The organism is Pseudonocardia sp. T1-2H, assembly GCF_038039215.1.
Taxonomy (GTDB): domain Bacteria; phylum Actinomycetota; class Actinomycetes; order Mycobacteriales; family Pseudonocardiaceae; genus Pseudonocardia.
Genome location: NZ_JBBPCL010000001.1, coordinates 2,003,982 through 2,023,254, shown reverse-complemented (window position 1 = coordinate 2,023,254; position 19,273 = coordinate 2,003,982). Strand labels below are relative to the sequence as shown.

Here is a 19,273-nt window from a genome sequence, read left to right as displayed (position 1 = left end):
AAGGCCGCCGGCGGGCTCCCACCGGCGGCCTTCCCCGTTGTTCATGACGTCTTCTGGGGATTCAGCGGACCGGCGCCGTTCGCCGCACTCCCGCGTAGACCGCCTGGTGCCGGGCGGCGCTGGCCTCCCACGTGTAGCGCGGCAGGATCTCGCGGCCGCCCGCCACCAGCCGCGCACGCAACGGCTCGTCTGTGATCATCCGGCGCATCGCGGCCGCCAGGGCCACCTCGTCGGCCACCGCCGGGAGCAGCGCGCTCCGCCCGTCCGTCAGGTACTCCCGGAACACCGGGAGGTCCGAGGCCACGACGGGCAGGCCTGCGGCGAGCGCCTCCAGCACGACGAGGCCCCAGCCCTCCTTCACCGAGGGGAACGACAGCGCGTCCGCGGCGTGGTACCAGCCGGCCAGCTCGGCGTCGCTCACCGTGCCGAGCTGGACGACGTCCTCGCCCAGGGTCAGACCCAGGCCCGGCAGCGCGGCCAGCGCCGCGTCCCGGTAGGCGGTGTAGTCCTGGAAGGAGTGCCCGCCGACGATCGCGAGCACCGGGTCGAGCCCCTCGGCCTTGAGCCTGCCCAACGCCCGGAAGGCGTGCAGCGTGCCCTTCCGCGGCTCGATCCCGCCGACGGCGAGCAGCACGAACCGTCCGCGTGCAGCGTCCGGACCGGCCCCGATCCGCTCCCGCAGCGCCAGCCGCGCCGCTTCGGCGGGGGCGGGGAACCGGCTGAGGTCGACCCCGTTGGGGACCACCTCGGCGGTGCGGCCGTACTCGTCGCGCAGGATCCCTCGCCACTGCTCGCTCACCACCAGCACGACGTCCGGTTCCCGGATCGCGGCACGCTGGCAGTCGACGAGTGCGCGCGTCGTGAAGTCGTCGACGTGGTGGACGGTGCGCACCACCGTCACCGGGCGGCCCGCGTCGCGGACCCGGGCCGCCGCGCGGGCGGCGATGCAGTCCTGCGCGTGCAGCACGTCGACCCGGCCGGGCAGGTCCGCCAGCCCGGCGTGGAGGGTGTCGATCGCGGCGAAGACCCGCTCGTCGAGCGTGGTGCCGGTCTTCGTCGGCCCCGGGAGGACGGTGTGCGGCACGTCCGTCGGCCGGAACAACCCCGCCGACGGGTCCCCGAGCGCGACGAGGTGTACCGGATGTCCCTGCCGGTGCAGCGCCTCGGCCAGGCCGAGGGTGTGCACGAACCCGCCGCGCGGCTTCGTCGAGTGCGTCACCAGGACGACCCGCGCGGAATCGGGAGTCACAGCGCCACCGAGGTCAGCTCGGGCTTCCGCAGCGCGATCGCCGCCGCGGCCAACGACGCCCGCGCCGCCGTCTCGGTGACGACGCAGCCCGCGTCGGCGAAGGCGCGCCGCTGCCGCTCGTATCCCTGCGGATCCCCGTCGGTCCCGAGGACGTAGACCACCACCGCCGGACCGCCGGCTCCGGTGATCGCGGCGCAGACCGGGGCCAGCTCGGAGGCCGGGTCCGCGTGAGCCCCGTGGCCCAGGACGACGTCGAGGACGATCACGGCGACCGACGGGTCCGCGGCCTGCTCGCGGAGCAGCTCGATCCGCGCCTCGGCGTCGATCATCGGGTGGGGCCGGCCCTTCGTGTACTCCTCCTCCCCCAGGTCCAGGCAGGTGTGCGCGCCGTCGGGCGCGGGCAGGCCGAGCCCGGAGCGGAGCGGGGTGTTGGAGTACACCGGGCCGAGCACGTCCGCAAGCACGACCAGCGACTCGTAGCAGAGCGTCCCGCCGGAGAAGAGGCCGCGGACGAGCGTGCGCTCCGGCCCCAGGGATTCGGCTGCATCGCGCACCAGGGCTGCGAGGCCCGCGGCCGGGTCCGGCGCCTGCTTCCCCATCGCGGCGACGGCGGCCACCGCCCCGGCCTCCAGGGTCCGCGTCACCACGACCCCGTCCGGCGCCGCGAAGTCCTCCGCCACCCCTATCAGCGCGGCGACCAGCGGCTTGCCGGCGGCCGCCTCGACGACCGCGTGGGCCACCTCCGCGTCCGGTGGCTTGGAGACCAGCAGGATCACGTCCGTGTCGGCGTCCTCGACGAGCCCGCGTACCGCGGAGCGGGCCATCCGGCCGCCGACGGCGGCGGTCAGGTCGCGCCCGCCGAGCCCGATCACGTGCGAGACGCCGACACCCCACCGGTCGAGCAGCGCAGCCGCCTCCTGGGCCCCGGTACCCGCCGCCGCGACTACCGCGACCCGCCCGCGCCCGACGACGTTCGCGAAGCCCAGGCAGGTGTACCCCAGCATCGCCGTCCCGGCACCCGGGCCCATCACCAGCCGGCCCAGCCGGTTCGCCCGGTCCTTCAGCTCGATCTCGGTCTCCACCGACACGTTGTCGCTGAACAGCAGGACGTCCAGACCGGCGCTCAGTGCTTTGTGCGCCTCGAGGCCGGCATGGTCGCCGGGGACCGAGATCACGGCGACGTTCGACCCCGGCTGCCTGGCGACGGCCTCGCCGAGGGTGCGCGGCGGGCGCTCGCGGGCGTCCTCGCCGCCGGCCCCGCCGCTGCGGGCGCTGAACATCGCCGTCTCCCCGCCGCGCGCGCGGCGTCCGCAGCGTCCTCGGACTCCGCCCGCACCGCGATGAAAAGGTCGTTCGGACCCGCCCCGCCGGCGTCGGCGAGATCGAAGCCCTGGGCCCCCAGCTCCTCGAGGTTGGCCGGCGTCGCCATCGCCGCGGCCGCCCAGTCCACGCCGTCCGAGGCCCGCAGCGCCCGGGTCCCGGAGAGCTGGACGACGGAGTCGACGTAGGTGTCGGGATACAGGCGAAGGGAGTGGATCACGAGACGGCTCCTGACCGGTTCACGGCCGCGGACTGCCGCGGCGACGACGAGACACCTGCTTCGCACGGCGCGGCCGGCGAGCGCCGGATCCGGGTCCCCGCCGGCGCAGTGCCGCCCGCGAGGGACGTCACCATCCGTTCGACGTCCGTGATCACGGCGGTGGAGCCGCCGTCGCGGACGAACCGGACCGCCGAGCGGACCTTCGGCCCCATGCTCCCCGCGGGGAACTGGCCGTCGTCCGCGTAGGCCTGCACCTCGTCCGCGGTGACGTCGCCGAGCGGCCGCGCCGACGGGGTGCCGTAGTCGACCATGACCTGGGCGATGTCGGTGACCAGGACGAGTGCGTCCGCGCCGAGCGACGTCGCGAGCCGCTGGGCGGCGAGATCCTTGTCGATCACGGCGTCGACCCCGCACAGCGCCGGGCCGTCCTCCACCACGGGCACCCCGCCGCCCCCGGCGGCGATCACGATCGCGCCGCCGTCGACGAGCGAGCGGATCGACTCCAGCTCGACGATCCGGCCGGGTTCCGGGGACGGCACGAGACGCCGGAACCCGCGGCCGGAGTCCTCACCGACGTGCCAGCCGCGCTCGTCGGCGAGCTGTCGCGCCACCGACTCCTCGAGGAAGGGTCCGATCGGCTTGCAGGGATCGGTGAACGCAGGGTCGGCGCGATCCACCACGACGTGCGTCACGACGGACACGACCGCCGGCAGCCGGCCCCGGCCCGCCTCGTGCATCGCCAGGACCAGCAGGCAGCCGAGCTGGCCCTCGGTCATCGCGTTGAGCCAGAACAACGGGAAGCTCGGGCACCCGGCCCGCCCCCTCCTCCTGCTGGATCGCGAGGTTCCCGACCTGGGGGCCGTTCCCGTGGACGAGCACGACGCCCCAGCCCGCATCCCGCAGCCGGCAGACGGCGGCCGCCATGGCGCGGGCGTTCGACATCTGCTCCAGGTGGGTCCCGGCCTGGCCGTTGCGGATGAGTGCGTTGCCACCGAGGGCGATGACGGCGGTCCTGCTCACAGGCCTACCTCCGGGGAAATTGATGATGCGACACAAGAATTAACTATAGTAGATACCCGTGGACGTCGACGACAGTGCCGGGACCACCTCACCGGGGCCCCCCGACCGGCTAGAGTCCGGCAGGTGAGAACGGCCCTGCGGGTACGTCTGCTCGGCCCCCTCGACGTGGAGGGCCCCCTGCTCGCCCCGGTGCCACCGGGCAAGGCGCAGCGTGCCCTCGCCGTGCTCGCGGAACGGTGCGGAGAGTTCGTCCCCACCGGTGCGCTGGTGGACGCCCTCTGGGAGGTCGATCCGCCCGAGCACGCCGCCCGGAACGTGGCCGCGCTCGTCAGCCGGTTGCGCAGGGCTCTGGGCCGCGACGCCATCGACGGATCGTCCGCGGGTTACCGCCTGGTTCCCGAACTCGTCGACGTCGACGTGCGGGAGGCGATCGAGCTCCTCGAGACCGCCGAGTTCGAGCTCGCCCACGGCCACTACGGCATCGCGTGCGCCGGGGCCGAGCAGGCCACGAAGCTGCTGGACGCGGACACCCCGCTCGCCGGCGAGCGCGACGACACCTGGGTCCGGAGCCTGCGGGACTCCGTCGACCGGTATCTGCGCCGCGCGCGGATCTGCTGGAGCTCGGCCGCGCTGGAGCTGCGCGCGGACGACATCGCCGCCGAGGTCGCCGCCGCGGCGCTGCGGGACGATCCGCTCGACGAGGAGGCCTGCCGGCTCGCGATGCTCGGTCACCAGCGCGCGGGCCGGTCCGGGGCGGCGCTCGTGGTCTACCGGACGCTGAGGACGGCGCTCGCCGAGCATCTCGGCAGCGACCCGTCGCCCCGCACCCAGTCCGTGTTCCTGTCCGTGATGCGCGCGGAGACCGCAGCGCCGGCCGCGGATCGGCTGCCCAGCGAGGCCGTCACCACCGCGGAGACCGAGTGCGGAACGGCTCCGGACGCACCGCTGGTCGGCCGGGACGCGGAGCTCGCGACCCTGCGCGCCCGGTGGGCCGCCGCAGCCGGGGGCACGCCCTCGATGACCGTGATCATCGGCGAGATCGGTATGGGCCGGACCACCCTCGTCGACGCGTTCGCCGCCGAACCGCGCCGGACCGGGGGGCTCGTCGTGCGGGTGGGTTGCTTCGAAGCCGAGCGCACGCTGTACCTGCAGCCGCTCGTCGAGGCCGTCCGTTCGGTCGTCAACCGGCTCACGGCGACGGACGTCCGCGAGCTGGCCGGCACCCGGCTCGGCACGCTCACCGCGCTGCTGCCGGAACTGGCGGACGTCGTCGGCCCGGTCGCGTACGAACCGGCCGGCCCGGAGCTCGAGCACCGGCGCAGCCTCGACGCGCTCGGCGGTTTCCTGGTCCGGCTGAGCGCCCGCCGCCCGCTGCTGTTGGTGATCGAGGACCTCGAGCACGCCGGCCAGCAGACGATCGAGGGCCTGCACCTGCTCGCCGGCCACTGGCAGGGCAGCCGGATCATGGTGCTGCTGACCGAGCGCAGTTCCGAGGATCCGCTGGTCACCGCGCCGCTGCGGGACAGCGTCGACTGGCTCGCGCTCGGTCCCCTGGGTCCGGACTCCGTGGCCGAGCTCGTCGACCGGGCCGGTACCGGCCAGGACCCGGAACAGCTGTACACCTGGACGGGAGGGTCCCCGCTCTTCCTGACCGAACTGCTCCGGCATCCGGAGCTGGGCAGTGGGGGCGAGCACCCCACGGTCCCGCCGTCGCTGCGCGAGGCCGTCGCCGAGCGGATCGCGCACGCCGGTCCGGAGGTCTCGCTCCTGCTGGGCCACGGCGCCGTCCTCGGGACCACGTTCGCCCTGGAGGACGTGTCCGCGCTGAGCGGGATCGGGGTGGAGGAGGCCGCGGAAGGCGCCAGCCGGGCGCTGCGGGCGGGGCTGCTCTGCGCGCAGGGGGAGTACTTCCGCTTCGCGAACGACATCGTCCGCCAGGTCGCCTACGAGGCCGTCCCGGAGCCGGTGCGGATCAGCAGACACCGCCGGATCGCCGCGCTCTGGGAGGGACGGCCGGAGGCGGCCGCCCGACATCTCGTGTCCGCGGGAGACATGCGCGGCGCGGCGGCGGCCTGGCTGGCCGCCGCCGACGCCGCCCATCTCGCGTTCGCGCACACGGACGCCGTGCACGTGCTCGGCCTCGCCGTCGAGGCGGCCCGGGCCGGCCGGGACGAGCACCAGACCGCCACCGCGCTGTTGCGCCGCGGCCAGGCGCTGTCGGACCTGGGCCGCTACGACGAGGCCCGGGCGGACCACGAGGCGACGCTCGCCCTCGCCCGGGACGTCGGGGACTTCGAACTCGAGGCGCGGGCCCTGGAGCAACTGGGCTGGACCGCGCTCTACGCGCGCGACGCGCTCGTCGCCGTGGATTTCGCCGAGCAGGCCACCGAGCTCGCCGAGTCCGCCGCCGCCGCGCCCGGTGCGCTGCCCACCGCCACCCTGCTGCTGGGCCGGGTCCGGCACTGGGACGGGGACTACGCGGGCGCGGGCCGCGCCTACGAACGCGTCCTGTCCACCGATCCCGGGGACACGACGACGGCACTCGCCCTCGCCTACCGCGGCGCGCTGCTGCAGCACCAGGACCGGTTCGCGGAGGCCCGCAGCCTGCTCGCCCGGGCGGTGGTGCTGTGCCGGCGCACCGCCGAGTTCCGCCCGCTGCTGCAGACCCTGTTCTTCACCGCCCTCGCCCGCGGGGACTCCGGGGACCTCGCCGGGGCGTTGCGCGCTCTCGACGCCGCTCGCCGGCTGATCGATGCGGAGAAGATCGAGTTCTACCGCGCCGGGATCGAGACCACGACGTCCTGGCTGTGGCAGGGCTCGGCCAGGTGCACCGGGCCCGGGAGCACGCGGAGCGGGGCGTGGAGCTGGCCCGCAAGGGCGGTGGAGCCCTCGAGCTGGAGCAGGAGCTGCACGCCCAGCTCGCGCTGGCGGACTGCGACCTCATGCTGGGCCGCCCGGACGACGCGGCGGCGGCCGTCGCGGAGGCCGTCCCGATGCTGGACGGGTCGCTGCCCTTCCGGCCGCGGGCCGCGATGCGGCTGCTGGAGATGCGGGCACGCTGGGAGCCGGACGTGGCGGAGGCACTGCTGGACGAGGCGCGCCGGTTCTCCTCCCCGAAATACCAGGCCCTGGCGTTGAGCCACCTCGGGCGTCCCGAGGACGCAGCCCGGATGGCGGCGTCGATCGGGTCGGACCTCGTGGTGGCGCAGGTGGGGACGCACGCCGACCGGCGCCGGGCCCTGAACCGGATGGCGGCGTCCCTGCCCGCCGAGATCCGGGAGGGGTTCGTCGCGAACGGACGGCTGGCCGTCCGGCTCGGCTCGGGCCACTGAGCCGGCGGCTCAGGCCCCGGCGGTGAGCGGGATGTCCATCAGCACGTGCGGGCGCCCGACGTAGGAGACGGACTCCTGGACGACGCTCCAGCCGAGCCTGCGGAAGAAGCGCTCGTTCACGGGCTGGACGTAGGCGATCATGCGACTCCCCCCTCGCGCGCCGGCCGTCGCGACGGCGAAGCGGACGAGCTCGGCGCCGACGTGGCCGGTGCGGTGCTCCGCGAGCACGGCGAGCCGGTCGCCCTGCCAGTCCCCCGGCCGGTCGCCGGGTCCGTCGAGTGGGTAGAGCCGGACGCAGCCGGCCTGGTCGCCGCCGACGGTGCACAGCACGTGCAGGGTGTCCGCGGCGGTGTCGCGAGGGTCCACGTCGGAGCCGTCGAACACGGCCTGCTCCTGGACGAAGACCCGGCTCCGGACGGCGTGGTGCGCCGCGCGGCCCGGGCCGTCCGGGACGATCCGGCAGCCGTCCGGCGCCGTCGTGCGCTCCACCGGTTCCGGCGGCAGCTCCCGCTCGCGGATCTCGCAGGCCACCCCCACGAGCAGGGCGGCCGGGACCGAGCGGGAACCCTCGATCCCGTGCGCCGCGAGGAACTCGGCCGGTTCGGCGACGGCCAGGGCGAGCGCGGTCCGCCCCGCGGCCGAGGAGCGCAGGGCGGCGGTCAGCTCGCCGATCACCCGTACGGCGTCGGTGTAGCCCTCGGGATCACACACCAGGGCAGGGAAGAGCGACTCTGCGGCGCCACGCCAGCGCGGCACCCCGGGGCGCGGCAGCCCGGGGTCCGGGGTCCGGGTCTCGGCGGTGAGCTCCATCGGGACTCCTCGGTCGGAGTGGTGCGGGAGACGGAGCGGGGTGGGGCGAGCGTGCCCCACCCCGCTCGGCCGGGTGTGTCAGAGCGTCCAGGTCTGCATGACGAGCGCGCCTTCGCGACGGGCTGTGAGCGTGCAGTCCAGGACGTCGAGCGGGTGGATGGCCTGGACACCCTCGATCAGGTCCGTCTCGCGCATGCCGTAGAGCGCGGCCATGGCGAAGCGGCAGGCGAGGACCTTCCCGCCCTCCTTCATGAAGGTCTGCAACTGGTTGTTGTAGGCCATGTGCCCGGGGAAGGCCTCGGCGCCGACGGTCGGGAAACCGCGGGTGGCCGAGGCCATCTGCACGCCGGGGCCGTAGAGCACGAGCGTGGTGTCGAAGCCCTTCCGGTTGATCCGGGTGCAGGTGAGCATGTTGACCAGGCCGACCGAGCCCTCGTAGGGCACGGTGTGCATGAAGATGTAGGCCTTCTCGCCCTCGTTGGCCTGGATGTCGTCGAACATCTTGTGCTCGTAGTCGACGATCGCGTCGCCCGTATGTGCGCGCTCACCGATGATCTGAGCCACGTGGCCCTCCTAGTTTCAGTGGTGGTGACGGTCGAGGGTCAGACGGCCGGGCCCTGGGAGCGCGGCGGCGGTGCCCACGTCTTGCGGTGGCTGCCGGGCATGGCCTGCATGATCCGGCTGCGCACCGGCCACGGCAGGACGCCGTAGACCGGCGCGAAGACCCGGCGCCAGAAGATCTCCACGAGACCCTTCGGCGGGCGCGGACCCGGCGTGCCGTCACGCCGCGCGAGCTTCTCGTGCGCGGCGATCAGCAGGTAGTGCTCGGAGTTGCGGCGGAGCCAGCCGAAGAACCCGGCGGAGGAGGAGGCCATGGGCTCAGCTCCCCGACTTCGAGGTCTTCGTCTTCGCGGCCTCGGCGACCCCGTTGGTCGCGGCCACCACGATCGGCTCGTTGAGCGCGCCGATCGCGGGCGAGTAGACGTTCTCCATCGTCGAGAGGTCGTGCAGCGTCATGCCGAACCGGATCGCCTGGGCGAGGAAGTCCGCGCGCTCCTTGATGCCCTCGCCGCCGCCGATCATCTGGGCGCCGATGAGCCGCAGCGTGCCGGGTTCGGCGAGCAGCTTGACCTTGACCTTCTTGACGCCCGGGTAGTAGCGCGCCCGCGAGATGCCCTCGGCCACCCCGAGCACGTACGGGATGCCGAGCGCGGTCGCCGTGGCCTCGCCGAACGACGCCCCACCGATGACCCACTTGCCGGCCGGCGTGCCCCACGGGACGTAGACGGCCCGGTAGGCGCGGTTCCCGCCCCCGGCGTTCGTCCCGGCGGTCTTGCCCTGGGCGTAGGCGTGCGATCCGGTCAGCCCCTGCAGGGGGGTGCGGGTCAGGCCGTGCGGGATCTCGACCGCGTCGCCCGCGGCCCAGACGTTCGGTGCCGAGGTGGCCATCCGCTCGTCGACGACGATGCCTCCGGTCGAGCCCAGCTTGAGCCCGGCCGCGGCGGCCAGGGTGTTGTTGGGCGTCTTGTGCGTGGCGACGACGACGAGCTCGGCGGCGATCTCGCCGGTGGACGTCGCCACGGCCCGGACCTGGCCGTCCGCGTCGCCGAGGAACGCCTCGAGCGTCGTGTTGAAGTGCAGGTGCACCCCGAGCTCGCGCCACGACTCCTCGACGGGCGCCATGATGTCCTGGTCCGCCATCATCGCGAGCGCGTACGGGTTGGGGTCGATCAGGTGCGTCTCGACGCCCCGGTGGGCGAGCGCCGTGACCATCTCCAGACCCAGCGGCCCCGCCTCGACGACGACCGCCCGCTTCGTCTCCTCGATGACCTTGTCCCACTCCGCGGCCCGGCGGATGTTCTTGACGTAGTAGAGGCCGCCGAGGTCCCCTCCGGGGACGCCCGGGTCGGCGTAGTCGAACCCGGTGGCGATAATCAGGTTGTCGTAGCCGACCGTGCCCTCGCCGGCGACCGTGACGGTCCGGGCGCCGGTGTCGATCGCCGTCACCTCGGTCTCGTACCGGACGTCGATCCCGGCGTCGACGTAGGCCTGCTTGCCGGCCAGGATCAGCTTGTCGAAGCTCTCGATCTCCCCGCCGTGCACGTAGGGGATCCCGCACGGGCTGTAGGCGACGTCCTCGAACTGGGTGTAGACGACGACTTCGGCATCCGGATCGGAGGCCTTGACCCCGCCGGCCGACCCGAGCCCCGCGGCTCCGCCTCCGATGACGACCGTCCTACGTCGTCCTGTCGACCGTGCTGACACGTCGGAGCCCTCTTCCCGGTCTAGGCTGGGTCGACCCAACCTACGTTTACTATCCGATATTGATTTTTACCATACTCAACGGGCGTGTCCTGTCAAACACCTGAGGAGACCGTGATGCCCACTTCCGCCCGCTCGTCCGCCACCACTGCGGGCGGACGAGCCCCCGTGGAGACGCGGGACGGGACGCAGGCGGGCTGGGAGCTCGTGGTCGACGCCATCGGACCCAAGGTCCGGGCGCTCCGCCGCGAACGCGGACTCACGCTGCAGCAGCTCGCGCACGCCGCGGACGTGTCGGCGGCGTCCGTGCACAAGGTGGAGCGGGGGACATGGTCCCGACGGTCACCACCCTGCTCAAGATCGCCGGAGCGCTCGAGGTGCCGATCCGGCATTTCGTGGAGGACTCCGAGGCCGGTCCGCTGGGTGTCCGCACCCGCTGGCGTGGCGTGGACTCGGCCGAGCCGGTGACCCTCACGGGGCCGGCCGAGCGCTTCCGCAGCACCGGCACCGTCCTGCGTCTCGCCCCCGGCGCCGAGCACCGGCCCGCGCGACGGCCCGGGGAGTGCCTGCTGGTCGTGCTGTCCGGGTGCGTCGCCGTGGTCGTCGCGGACGAGACCCACGACGTCGGCGCCGGCGAGGCCCTGCACTTCCCCACCCGCCACGACCACCGCTTCACCAACGGCGGCCGGACGGTCGCCGAGCTGATCACCGTCACGGTCCCGGAGCCCTGACACCCGCCGCACCCACCTCCGAGACCACGTCGCGCGCCCTGTCCAGCAGGGCCTGCTCGGACCGGTCGAAGGCCTCGCTGCGGGCGACGGCCTCGCCCGCCAGCGCGCCGAGCGTGCCGCGGAGGTCCGCGACCATGGCCGCCAGCGCCTCCGGTGCCGCGCCCCCCTCGGCCCGCCGGGAGGCGACGATCTGCCGCGGGTCCAGGATGTCGGCCAGGTCCGTCCCTGCGAGCCCCCAGGTTCCGCCGGTGTGGGCGAGCGCCGCCTCGTCGATCATCGCGCCGGTGATCGCGGTGCCGGGGACGCCGCCCCGGCTGGCCGCCCGGACGGTGTTGCCCACGACGACGTACGCCGTCCGGTAGTCCACGCCGAGCCGCTGCACGAGGTGCTCGGCCAGATCCGTGGCCTGGGTGTAGCCCCGGTCCAGCTCCTCCCGCATCCGGTCCGGGTTGACCCGCAGCGTCCGGGTCAACCCGGCCATCAGCCGGGTGATCTGCAGGCTCAGGTCCAGCGCCCGCGGCACCTCGCCGTAGGCGAAGATCAGGTTGTCGCTGCGGGCGGACGGGCTCTTCGTCACCGCGAGGAAGCCGGTGAGCCGCCCGATGACCACCCCCGACGCCCCCCGCACGATCGCCAGCGCGTACGGGTTGCGCTTCTGTGGCATCAGGATGCTGGAGCGGCTGTAGGCGTCCGCGAGATCCACGAAGTCGAACTCGCTGGAGGAGAAGATCTCCAGGTCCTCCGCCAGCTTCGAGAAGTTCGACAGCAGGCTCGCCACCGTGGCCAGGATGTGGATCAGCCCGTCGACCTGCCACATCGCGTCCCGGGTGTGCGGGATGACGCCGTCGAACCCCAGCGCCGCGGCGATCGGGTCCCGGTCCTCCAGCAGCCGGGTGCCGTTGACGCAGCCCGCACCACCGGGGCTGGTGTTCAGCCGGTCGAGCTCGTCGAGCAGCCGTCGGGCGTCGCGCACGGTGGAGTAGACGAACGAGAGCAGGTAGTGCCCGAACGTCGACGGCTGGGCCTGCTGCAGGTAGGTCTGGTCCGGCAGGAGTGTCGCCGCGTGCTCCTCGGCCCGGTCGACCGCGTCCGAGGCGAACCCGACGGCCTCCTCGACCAACTCGGTCAGCTGCCGGCGCAGGTGCAGGCGCAGCGCCACCCGGGCCGCCTCCCGCCGCGGCCGGCCCGCGTGCAGCCACCCCGCGACGTCTCCGATGCGGGAGACGAAGTAGCGCTCGCGTGAGTTGTACGGCTCGCCGTAGCTCGGGTCGTAGTCGAAGTCCTCCGCAGGGATCTCGACGACGTCGAGCAGCAACGCGAGCAGCGCACGCTCGGCCTCGGGCGGCACGATCCCGCGGCGGGCGAGATCGAGCACGTGCGCGACGTCGGCCAGGTTCAGCCCGCGGTGCAGGAAGCCCGCGTCCGCGTTCTCCAGGGCGAAGCCGGACTCGATCAGCTCCTGCGCGGGGCCGGTCTGCGGGAACCCCTCCGACCGCCGACGGCGTCCCGTTCCGGTACTGCCCGTCATGGACCTTCCTCTCCTGTGGGGGCCCCGGCCGCGATCGGCCCGGCCGTGAGCGAGGTGGCGAGCAGCGAGGCCGCGGCCGGGATCTGGCCGCCGGTGTGCCACCACACGACCGGCCCGTCGGGGCGCTCGAGCGCGAGGTCGGCCGCCACCGCGAACGCCTCCGCGCCGTAGGTCGTGTCGAGCAGGTAGCCCTCGGTGTGCAGCGCGAGCCGGGCCCGGTCCCGCTCCTGTGGCGAGGCCGTGCCGAAGCCCGCACCCCGGCCGTCGACCAGCCGGAGCTGCCCCGGCCGCGGTGCCGGGCCACCGAGCAGCCGCGCGCAGCCCCCGGCGAGGTCGAGGACGTGGCGGCCCACCTCGCCGAGGGGGCGGCTCACCGAGACCCCCACGACGGGTACCTCCGGCAACACCGGCGCGAGCCCGGCGAGCAGCCCGGCGACGCTGCCGCCGGAGCCGACGGGGAGAACGATCGCCGCCGGCCGGGCGGCCAGCGCACGGAGCTGCTCGGCGAGTTCCGCGGCGGCCCTCGCGAACCCGACGGCGCCGAGGTCCGTCGAGCCGCCCCGGGGCACCGCGTACGGCTGCCGGCCCTCCCCGGCCAGCGCGGCGGCACGCTTCGCCACCAGCTCGTCGACGGCCGCGCGGTCCGTCCCGCCGGTCGGGCGCAGCGTGGCCCCCGCCGCGACGGCGAGGGCCAGGTTCGGCGCACCGGCCGGATCTCCCCACACCACCAGCTCGCAGTCGAGCCCGGCGGCCCGCGCCGCGAGCGCGGCGGCGGGACAGAAGTTCGAGCCGGGGCCCCCGCCGGTGACCAGGACGTCCGCGCCCTGCGCGCGCGCCGCGCCCAGCAGGTACTCGAGCGGGCGGGTCTTGTTCCCCGCCGCACCGAAGCCGATCAGGTCGTCCCGCTTGACCAGCAGCGGACCACAGCCCAGGGCACGCTCCAGCCGCGGTGCGCCTACCAACGGTGTCGGGAGGACGGCCAGGGGGAATCGAGGCAGATCCGTCATGCCCACACCTCGGACTCCGCGGCGCGGGCGGCGTGCGCCCGCGCCAACACGGTGTCCACCATCCCGGCCGCCGCGTCCACCGCGGCGCCGGTTCCCCACCGCCGCACGTCCTCGACGGTGGCCAGCCCGCGCGCCGCCAGCGCCTCGGCCAGGTCCGGCGAACCCTCGTCCCGGAGGATCTCGTGCAGGGCCTGCTGGGCACGGTGCTTGCCGATCCGCGCGGCGAGCCCCGCCAGCACGCGCTCCGAGGCCAGGGCCGGACCGAACCGGTCGACCGTGCGGGCCATCGCCTCGGGCCGGACCTCCAGCCCGTCGAGCAGGCCGCGGCCGAGCTGCAGCGCGACCAGCGTGAGCTGGCAGACCTCGGGCAGCGCGATCCACTCGGCCTTCCAGGCCCGCCCGTCGCGCTCGTGCCCGGCGACCATGCCCTCGACCAGTACCGCCGACGACGAGCGGGCCAGCCTGGCGAGGGTGTCCAGGTGCTCGCTGCCCTCCGGGTTCCGCTTGTGCGGCATGGTGATGCTGCTGACCGCGCCGGGCGGGGCGGCCTCCGCGAGCTCGCCGATCTCGGGTCGCGCGAGTTCGTAGACCTCCGTGCCGATCCGGGCCAGGGTGCCGCAGACCATCGCCAGTACCGTTCCGAACTCCGCGATCCGGTCCCGCGAGGTGAGCCAGGAGATGCCGGGGTCCGCGAGCCCCACCTCGGCACAGAACCGGCGGCGCAGCTCGGGACCGTCGGCACCGAAGAACGCCAGCGCGCCGACCGCGCCCCCGAGCTGGCCGACGACCCAGCGTTCCCGGCCGTCGCGGAGCCGGTCGAGGTGGCGGCGCACCTCGTCCGCCCAGCTTGCGACCTTGAACCCGAAGGTGATCGGCGCGCCGGGCTGGCCGTGCGTGCGGCCGGCCATCACCGTGCCGCGGTGCTCGGCGGCGAGCTCCAGCAGCCGCGCCTCGCAGGCCCGCAGGTCCCGCCACACGATCCGGCCGACGTCGCGCATCACGAGGCCGAACCAGGTGTCCGTCACGTCCTGCACGGTGGCGCCCACGTAGACGTGCTCGCGCACCTCCTCCGGCAGCACCCGGAGCAGCCCCCGGATCAGGCCGAGGGTGGAGTGCGAGGTGATCCGGGTCTGCTCGGCCACGTAGTCCAGGTCGAGGGCCTCGACGCGGGCACCGGCGGTGACGGCGTCCGCCGACCCGGCGGGCACGATGCCGAGTGCGGCCTGCGCCCGGGCGAGGGCCGCCAGGACGTCGAGCCAGGACTGGATCATGGCGCGCTCGTCGAAGAGCGCGGCGGACTCGGCGGTCCCCCACAGGTGGGAGTAGAGGCCGGAGGAGCTCAGACGGGTTGCCACGCGGGCTCCTCCTGCGCGACCAGCCGGGCGAGCGCCTCGCGGATGTGGTCGAGCGACGAGCCCCACGGCACGCACACCCAGCCGTCGCCGGCGTCCACGTGCTCCTCCTGCAGGCAGCACTTGGTGAGGGTGAGGTCGGCCGGCCGGCCGCCGGCGAGCACCGCCTCTTTGGGGCAGAAGTCCACGCGCGGCGGGTCCTCGCCGTAGAACCAGTGATGGATCATCCGCGACCGCTCGCAGCCCAGCAGCGTCCAGTCCGCACGCTCGGGGTGTTCGTCCAGGTAGGACACCGGGGACCCCGGCACCTCTCCCCCGGCGCCCCGGCACGGCAGCAGGTAGTGCGCCCCCGGCGGGTTCCCGGACAGCTCGGCCAGGTCCGCGAGGCGGGTCAGCTCCGGCACCACCTCGATCGGCGGCAGGGTCTCTGTGACGGCGATGATCCGGCGGACCTGGTCCGCCAGCTTGGCCGGCTCGGGCGGCACCACCTCGCGGACGACGAGGCGCAACGGCTGCGGGTCCACGATGAAGTTGACGTGCTCGTACCGACCCTGGACGACCACCGCGAAGGAGGCCGGGGCCCGGTCCCGGGCGACCGCGGCGAGCACGGACGGGATGCCCGTGTCCGCCTCGGGTTCGACCACATAGGTGCACCGCTCGGGCCCGGCCAGCAGCTCGACGCCGACGACCGGCGAGAACAGCTCCGTGTCCGACGCGCGGCTGACGTGTACCAATGCGGTCGGGCCCGGGACGGCGGGGTCCCGGCGGCAGACGACGAACCGGGTGCGCCGGTAGGCGTCGCGGCCGAGCAGGTACCCGCGCAGACCCTCCTCGTCCAGCGGGACGTCGGCGGGGACCGTCGCGACGGAGACGCCGCGGTACCGGTTCGGGACGAGGTTGGGTCCGGACCTCATCACGCCGTCTCGGCCGTGTCCCGCCGCGTCGCCACCGCGGTGTCCGAGCGGAGGCCGAGCCGAAGCGTCTCCACCGACAGCACGTCGGACAGCGCGACGTTGCCGAGGTTGACCTCCGGACCGAACCGGCGGATGAACCAGGCCTGCTGGCTCGCCTTCGGCGCCTCGAAGACCACGCGCTCCACACCGACGGCCGCGACCACCGCCTCGACGACGTCCGCACGGACGCGCCCGGTGTGGTCGAACGTCCCGACGGTGCCGCTCTGCCGCCCCTCCGTGACGACGAGCGAAGCACCCGCGTCGAGGTCCGCGAGGCATTCGCCGGGCCAGTACCGGGCCGCGTTCTGCTCCCCCGGCGCCTTCTCGCCGACCTCGGCGAGGACCGTGAAGTCCCGGGCGGCCCGCCGGATCAGCTCGCGCTTCTCCTGCGGCGTCATCGCGACGGTGCCGCGGGACACCTCGACCCGGTCGAACCCCGAGTCGCGGGCCCAGGCCAGGCAGTCCTCGGCCCGGCCCTGGGCCCACGCGATCTCGAGCAGGGTGCCCCCGAGGCAGACGGCGATCTCGTGACCGGTGACGAGCGCGAGCTTGGTGGCGAGCGTGGCGTCGACGTAGGCCGTGCCCCACCCGATCTTCCAGATGTCGATGTGCGCCGCCGCGGAGTCCAGCAGGTCCGTGACGACCGCGGGCCCGGCGCCCGGATCGATCACATGGGTCAGCCCCACCGCCCGGGGCTTGGCCCTGCGGTGCGGCAGATCGAGGAAGTCGGGTTCCGGCACGGCACCACCCTAGATCGTAAAGTAGATATCCCTCTACTATCGGAAACGTGAGGGTGTCACCGACGGCCGAACTCGGCGATCGCGCTCGCCCCTCGCCGCGCCGGCGGCGGGCCGGCCGCACCACGACCGACGATGTCGACGGCGAGGCCGAACACCATCTCGGCGCGCTCGGGGCGGCTCCACACGTGGCGCTCGGCAAAGGTCAGCCACTCCGCCGGCCCGACGACCGGGATCCCGGAGTAGTCCAGTTCGTGCCAGGTCACGGCGAGCTCGATCAGGGCGAGCATCTCGTCCGGGTCGGTGTCCACGGTGAGCAGCCGACGGTGGTGCTCCGCGGACACCGAGGCGGACGGGCAGGTGTCACGGCAGGTCAGCAGGTGCAGCGGGGGCGGGGCCATGGTCGTCATTGACAGCTCCCTCGAACAGGCGGACAGGTGATTCAGCGCACTATTGCGCCTCCCGGTTGCACAGCCGTTGCACCGGATGAACCAGCAGGGAGAACGGTATGGGATCGACGGAGAACAGCGTGCAGGCCCGATGGGAGGGCGGGCTCCGCGCCGTCGTGTCGGCGGGCGGCTTCGAGATCGAGGCGGACGAGCCGGCGTCCGCGGGCGGCGGCGGGACCGGACCACAGCCCACGGAACTGCTGCTGGCGGCGATCGCGTCGTGCTTCACACTCGCGCTGGCCTACACCGCACGCAAGCGCGACGTGACGCTGACCGGCCTCGAGGTGGACGTCACCGGACACTACGACGGCCCACGGTTCGACGCCTTCCGGATCACCGTGCACGCGGCGGAGCCCCGGGACGAGGCGCTGACCGAGCTGATCACCGCGGCGCAACGGGTCTGCTACGTCACCCGAACGCTCGCGTCACCGCCGGAGATCGAGATCGTCGTCGGGGCTCGGAGTCACTGAACCGGCGGCACGCCGGGCGCGCTCGGCCATCTCCCGCAGCGGGACCCCCAGCGCGCGGGCTGCGGCCGCCACGTCGTCGTGCTCGGGTTTGCCGCCCCACGGCCCCCATTTCATCCGGATCGGGTGCCCGTCGACCTCCACCGTGGACGTCCTCCGGGGCAGTGCGAGCCGGTCGACCGGACTGCGACGCATCCCGAGGCTGCCGGTCTCGGCCAGCACCAGCCGCTCACTCTCGACCACCCGGTCGGGCGCCACGAGGACGTGCACCGTGTGCGCGGGCCGGGACTTCTTCATCACGATCGGGGTGATCCAGGCGTCCGCGGCCCCGGCAGCCAGCAAGCCGTCCAGCAGGTGGCCCAGGGTCTCGCCGGTGACGTCGTCCACGTTGGTCTCGAGCAGGACCATCGGCGCGGCGGTCCCTGCCTCCGCGCCGCGGCCGAGCAGGGCCTGCAGTACGTTCGGCCGTCCGGGGACGTCCCGGCCGCCTGCGCCGTACCCGACCCCGCCGAGCGTCATGGCCGGGACGGGGCCGAACCGTGCCCCGGCGGCGAGCAGCAGCGCCGCCCCCGTCGGCGTGACCGTCTCCCCTGCCGCGTCGCTCGGCTCGATCGGCGCCTCGGCCGCGGCCAGCAGCGCCGCCGTGGCGGGGGCCGGCAGCGGGAGGACACCGTGGCTCCCGGAGATCGTCCCCGCGCCGATCGCCAGCGGCCCGCAGTGCACCTCCCGGACACCGAGCAGGTGCAGCGCCGCGGCCACCCCGACCGTGTCCACCACGGTGTCCGTGCCGCCGATCTCGTGCAGGTGGACGTCCGCCACCGGGACGCCGTGCAGCCGTCCCTCGACGTCGGCGATCGCGCGGACGGCCCGGGTGGCCAACGCCGCGACGGGTGTGGGCCGGGCGCGTCCGACCATCTCCAGCAGCGCCGCCGCGGAGCGTTCCGTGGCCGTGTCCGTGACGCGGACCCGTGCCCGCGCGGCGGTCAGCGCGCCGCGGGAGACCTGCTCGACATCGAGCTGCCAGCCCGTGAGCCCGGTGGCGGCGACCGCCTCGCGCACCTCGTCGACCGGCGCCCCGAGATCGAGCAGGGCACCGAGGAACATGTCCCCGGAGATCCCGCTGAAGGGGTTGAGCCACAGGATCATCGAGCGGCCGTCCCGGCGATCCGCCGCGCCGCCATCGCCGCCCCGAAGCCGGAGTCGATGTTCACGACGGTGATCCCGGCCGAGCACGACGAGAGCATGGTCAGAAGCGGGGTGACCCCCTCGAAGCTGGCGCCGTACCCGACCGATGTGGGCACCGCGATCACCGGGCAGGCGACGAGGCCCGCGACCACGCTGGGCAGCGCGCCCTCCATCCCGGCGACGCAGATCAACGCGTCCGCGGCCGCCAGCTCGGGTCGGACCGCGAGCAATCGGTGCAGGCCGGCGACCCCGACGTCGGAGATCCGGTGGACGATCAGCCCCAGTGCCGACGCCACGGCGCCGGCCTCGGCGGCCACCGGTGCGTCGGAAGTGCCGGCGGTGACGACGACGAGGCGGAACGTCCCCGTCGGTGCGGGCCGCCAGATCAGCAGCCGAGCCTCCGCGTCGTACCGCCCGTCGGGGATCTGCGCTGCGACGGCCGCCGCGTCGCCGGGCTCGATCCTGGTGACGAGGACCGGACCGGTGTTGGCAGCCAGCAGGCTTCGGACGACGCCCACCACGTGTTCGACCGTCTTGCCCGGTCCGTAGACGACCTCGGGGACGCCGAGCCGCTCCTCGCGGCCGACGTCGGGCCGGGCGTACCCGAGATCGTCGAACCCCGGACCCGTCCCGTCCGTGCCGGTCACCTCG

The 19,273-nt window shown here is 74.2% G+C and carries 20 protein-coding genes and 1 pseudogene; 5 read left to right on the top strand and 16 right to left on the bottom strand.

Annotated features, from left to right (window positions below; all coding sequences use genetic code 11):
- Window positions 1-61 precede the first annotated feature (61 nt).
- The 4 genes from WBK50_RS10130 to WBK50_RS10115 are packed head-to-tail and all read right to left on the bottom strand — an operon-like array spanning window position 62 to window position 3,565.
- Entirely contained in the window at window positions 62-1,249 is a 1,188-nt protein-coding gene (locus WBK50_RS10130; protein WP_341335345.1) for an MSMEG_0565 family glycosyltransferase, read from the bottom strand.
- A complete protein-coding gene (locus WBK50_RS10125) occupies window positions 1,246-2,529 on the bottom strand; it encodes a protein FdrA (RefSeq protein ID WP_341335344.1) in 1,284 nt (427 codons plus the stop codon). Before WBK50_RS10125 ends, WBK50_RS10130 begins: the two co-directional genes overlap by 4 nt.
- Window positions 2,421-2,789, bottom strand: coding sequence for a hypothetical protein (locus WBK50_RS10120; RefSeq protein WP_341335343.1), 369 nt, complete (start codon window positions 2,787-2,789; stop codon window positions 2,421-2,423). Before WBK50_RS10120 ends, WBK50_RS10125 begins: the two co-directional genes overlap by 109 nt.
- Complete coding sequence (locus WBK50_RS10115; RefSeq protein ID WP_341335342.1) at window positions 2,786-3,565, bottom strand: amino acid kinase family protein; 780 nt, start codon at window positions 3,563-3,565, stop codon at window positions 2,786-2,788. The genes WBK50_RS10120 and WBK50_RS10115 overlap by 4 nt, the downstream gene beginning before the upstream one ends.
- A 367-nt stretch (window positions 3,566-3,932) precedes the next feature.
- Here WBK50_RS10115 and WBK50_RS10110 point away from each other — a divergent pair, with 367 nt between their 5' ends.
- On the top strand, window positions 3,933-6,947 hold the full coding sequence (locus WBK50_RS10110) for an ATP-binding protein (protein WP_341335341.1): 3,015 nt from the start codon (window positions 3,933-3,935) through the stop codon (window positions 6,945-6,947).
- A gap of 32 nt (window positions 6,948-6,979) precedes the next feature.
- Window positions 6,980-7,141, top strand: coding sequence for a hypothetical protein (locus WBK50_RS10105; RefSeq protein WP_341335340.1), 162 nt, complete (start codon window positions 6,980-6,982; stop codon window positions 7,139-7,141).
- Between the two features lie 9 nt (window positions 7,142-7,150).
- Here WBK50_RS10105 and WBK50_RS10100 read toward each other — a convergent pair whose 3' ends face one another.
- From WBK50_RS10100 to WBK50_RS10085, 4 genes are all read right to left on the bottom strand, one after another.
- The gene (locus tag WBK50_RS10100; RefSeq protein ID WP_341335339.1) at window positions 7,151-7,951 is read right to left on the bottom strand and encodes an MSMEG_0567/Sll0786 family nitrogen starvation N-acetyltransferase; all 801 of its coding nucleotides are present in this window, start codon (window positions 7,949-7,951) and stop codon (window positions 7,151-7,153) included.
- Window positions 7,952-8,029: 78 nt separating this feature from the next.
- Window positions 8,030-8,515, bottom strand: coding sequence for an MSMEG_0572/Sll0783 family nitrogen starvation response protein (locus WBK50_RS10095; protein ID WP_341335338.1), 486 nt, complete (start codon window positions 8,513-8,515; stop codon window positions 8,030-8,032).
- A 38-nt stretch (window positions 8,516-8,553) separates the two neighbouring features.
- Entirely contained in the window at window positions 8,554-8,826 is a 273-nt protein-coding gene (locus WBK50_RS10090; RefSeq protein WP_341335337.1) for a hypothetical protein, read from the bottom strand.
- A 4-nt stretch (window positions 8,827-8,830) separates the two neighbouring features.
- Window positions 8,831-10,216, bottom strand: coding sequence for an FAD-dependent oxidoreductase (locus tag WBK50_RS10085; RefSeq protein ID WP_341335336.1), 1,386 nt, complete (start codon window positions 10,214-10,216; stop codon window positions 8,831-8,833).
- Window positions 10,217-10,330: 114 nt separating this feature from the next.
- Between WBK50_RS10085 and WBK50_RS35045 the strand changes: the two are divergent.
- Window positions 10,331-10,501, top strand: a pseudogene (locus tag WBK50_RS35045) (hypothetical protein); the annotation flags it as partial.
- Between the two features lie 41 nt (window positions 10,502-10,542).
- Complete coding sequence (locus tag WBK50_RS10080; RefSeq protein WP_341335335.1) at window positions 10,543-10,944, top strand: cupin domain-containing protein; 402 nt, start codon at window positions 10,543-10,545, stop codon at window positions 10,942-10,944.
- Here WBK50_RS10080 and argH read toward each other — a convergent pair.
- Genes argH through WBK50_RS10050 form a run of 6 tightly spaced genes read right to left on the bottom strand, consistent with a single transcriptional unit; the run spans window position 10,925 to window position 16,931 of the window.
- Entirely contained in the window at window positions 10,925-12,472 is a 1,548-nt protein-coding gene (argH, locus tag WBK50_RS10075; protein WP_341335334.1) for an argininosuccinate lyase, read from the bottom strand. The two genes, WBK50_RS10080 and argH, sit on opposite strands and share 20 nt — an antisense overlap.
- Window positions 12,469-13,479: a 1-aminocyclopropane-1-carboxylate deaminase/D-cysteine desulfhydrase gene (locus WBK50_RS10070; RefSeq protein WP_341335333.1), complete on the bottom strand. Its 1,011-nt coding sequence runs from the start codon at window positions 13,477-13,479 to the stop codon at window positions 12,469-12,471. Before WBK50_RS10070 ends, argH begins: the two co-directional genes overlap by 4 nt.
- Window positions 13,476-14,834 (bottom strand): class-II fumarase/aspartase family protein, encoded by a 1,359-nt coding sequence (locus WBK50_RS10065; protein WP_341335332.1) that lies wholly within the window; start codon window positions 14,832-14,834, stop codon window positions 13,476-13,478. Before WBK50_RS10065 ends, WBK50_RS10070 begins: the two co-directional genes overlap by 4 nt.
- The gene (locus tag WBK50_RS10060) at window positions 14,819-15,745 is read right to left on the bottom strand and encodes a DUF7714 family protein (protein WP_341335331.1); all 927 of its coding nucleotides are present in this window, start codon (window positions 15,743-15,745) and stop codon (window positions 14,819-14,821) included. The genes WBK50_RS10065 and WBK50_RS10060 overlap by 16 nt, the downstream gene beginning before the upstream one ends.
- Complete coding sequence (locus WBK50_RS10055) at window positions 15,745-16,524, bottom strand: phosphosulfolactate synthase (protein WP_341335330.1); 780 nt, start codon at window positions 16,522-16,524, stop codon at window positions 15,745-15,747. Before WBK50_RS10055 ends, WBK50_RS10060 begins: the two co-directional genes overlap by 1 nt.
- Window positions 16,525-16,580: 56 nt before the next feature.
- Entirely contained in the window at window positions 16,581-16,931 is a 351-nt protein-coding gene (locus tag WBK50_RS10050) for a hypothetical protein (RefSeq protein WP_341335329.1), read from the bottom strand.
- Between the two features lie 98 nt (window positions 16,932-17,029).
- Here WBK50_RS10050 and WBK50_RS10045 point away from each other — a divergent pair, with 98 nt between their 5' ends.
- Entirely contained in the window at window positions 17,030-17,440 is a 411-nt protein-coding gene (locus WBK50_RS10045; protein WP_341335328.1) for an OsmC family protein, read from the top strand.
- On the opposite strand, the gene larC is transcribed toward WBK50_RS10045, so the two are convergent.
- Window positions 17,396-18,583 carry a nickel pincer cofactor biosynthesis protein LarC gene (gene larC, locus WBK50_RS10040; protein WP_341339351.1) on the bottom strand — a complete coding sequence of 396 codons (1,188 nt, stop codon included), beginning with the start codon at window positions 18,581-18,583 and terminating at the stop codon, window positions 17,396-17,398. The genes WBK50_RS10045 and larC overlap by 45 nt on opposite strands.
- Window positions 18,580-19,269 carry a nickel pincer cofactor biosynthesis protein LarB gene (gene larB, locus WBK50_RS10035; RefSeq protein ID WP_341339350.1) on the bottom strand — a complete coding sequence of 230 codons (690 nt, stop codon included), beginning with the start codon at window positions 19,267-19,269 and terminating at the stop codon, window positions 18,580-18,582. The genes larC and larB overlap by 4 nt, the downstream gene beginning before the upstream one ends.
- Between the last annotated feature and the right edge of the window lie 4 nt (window positions 19,270-19,273).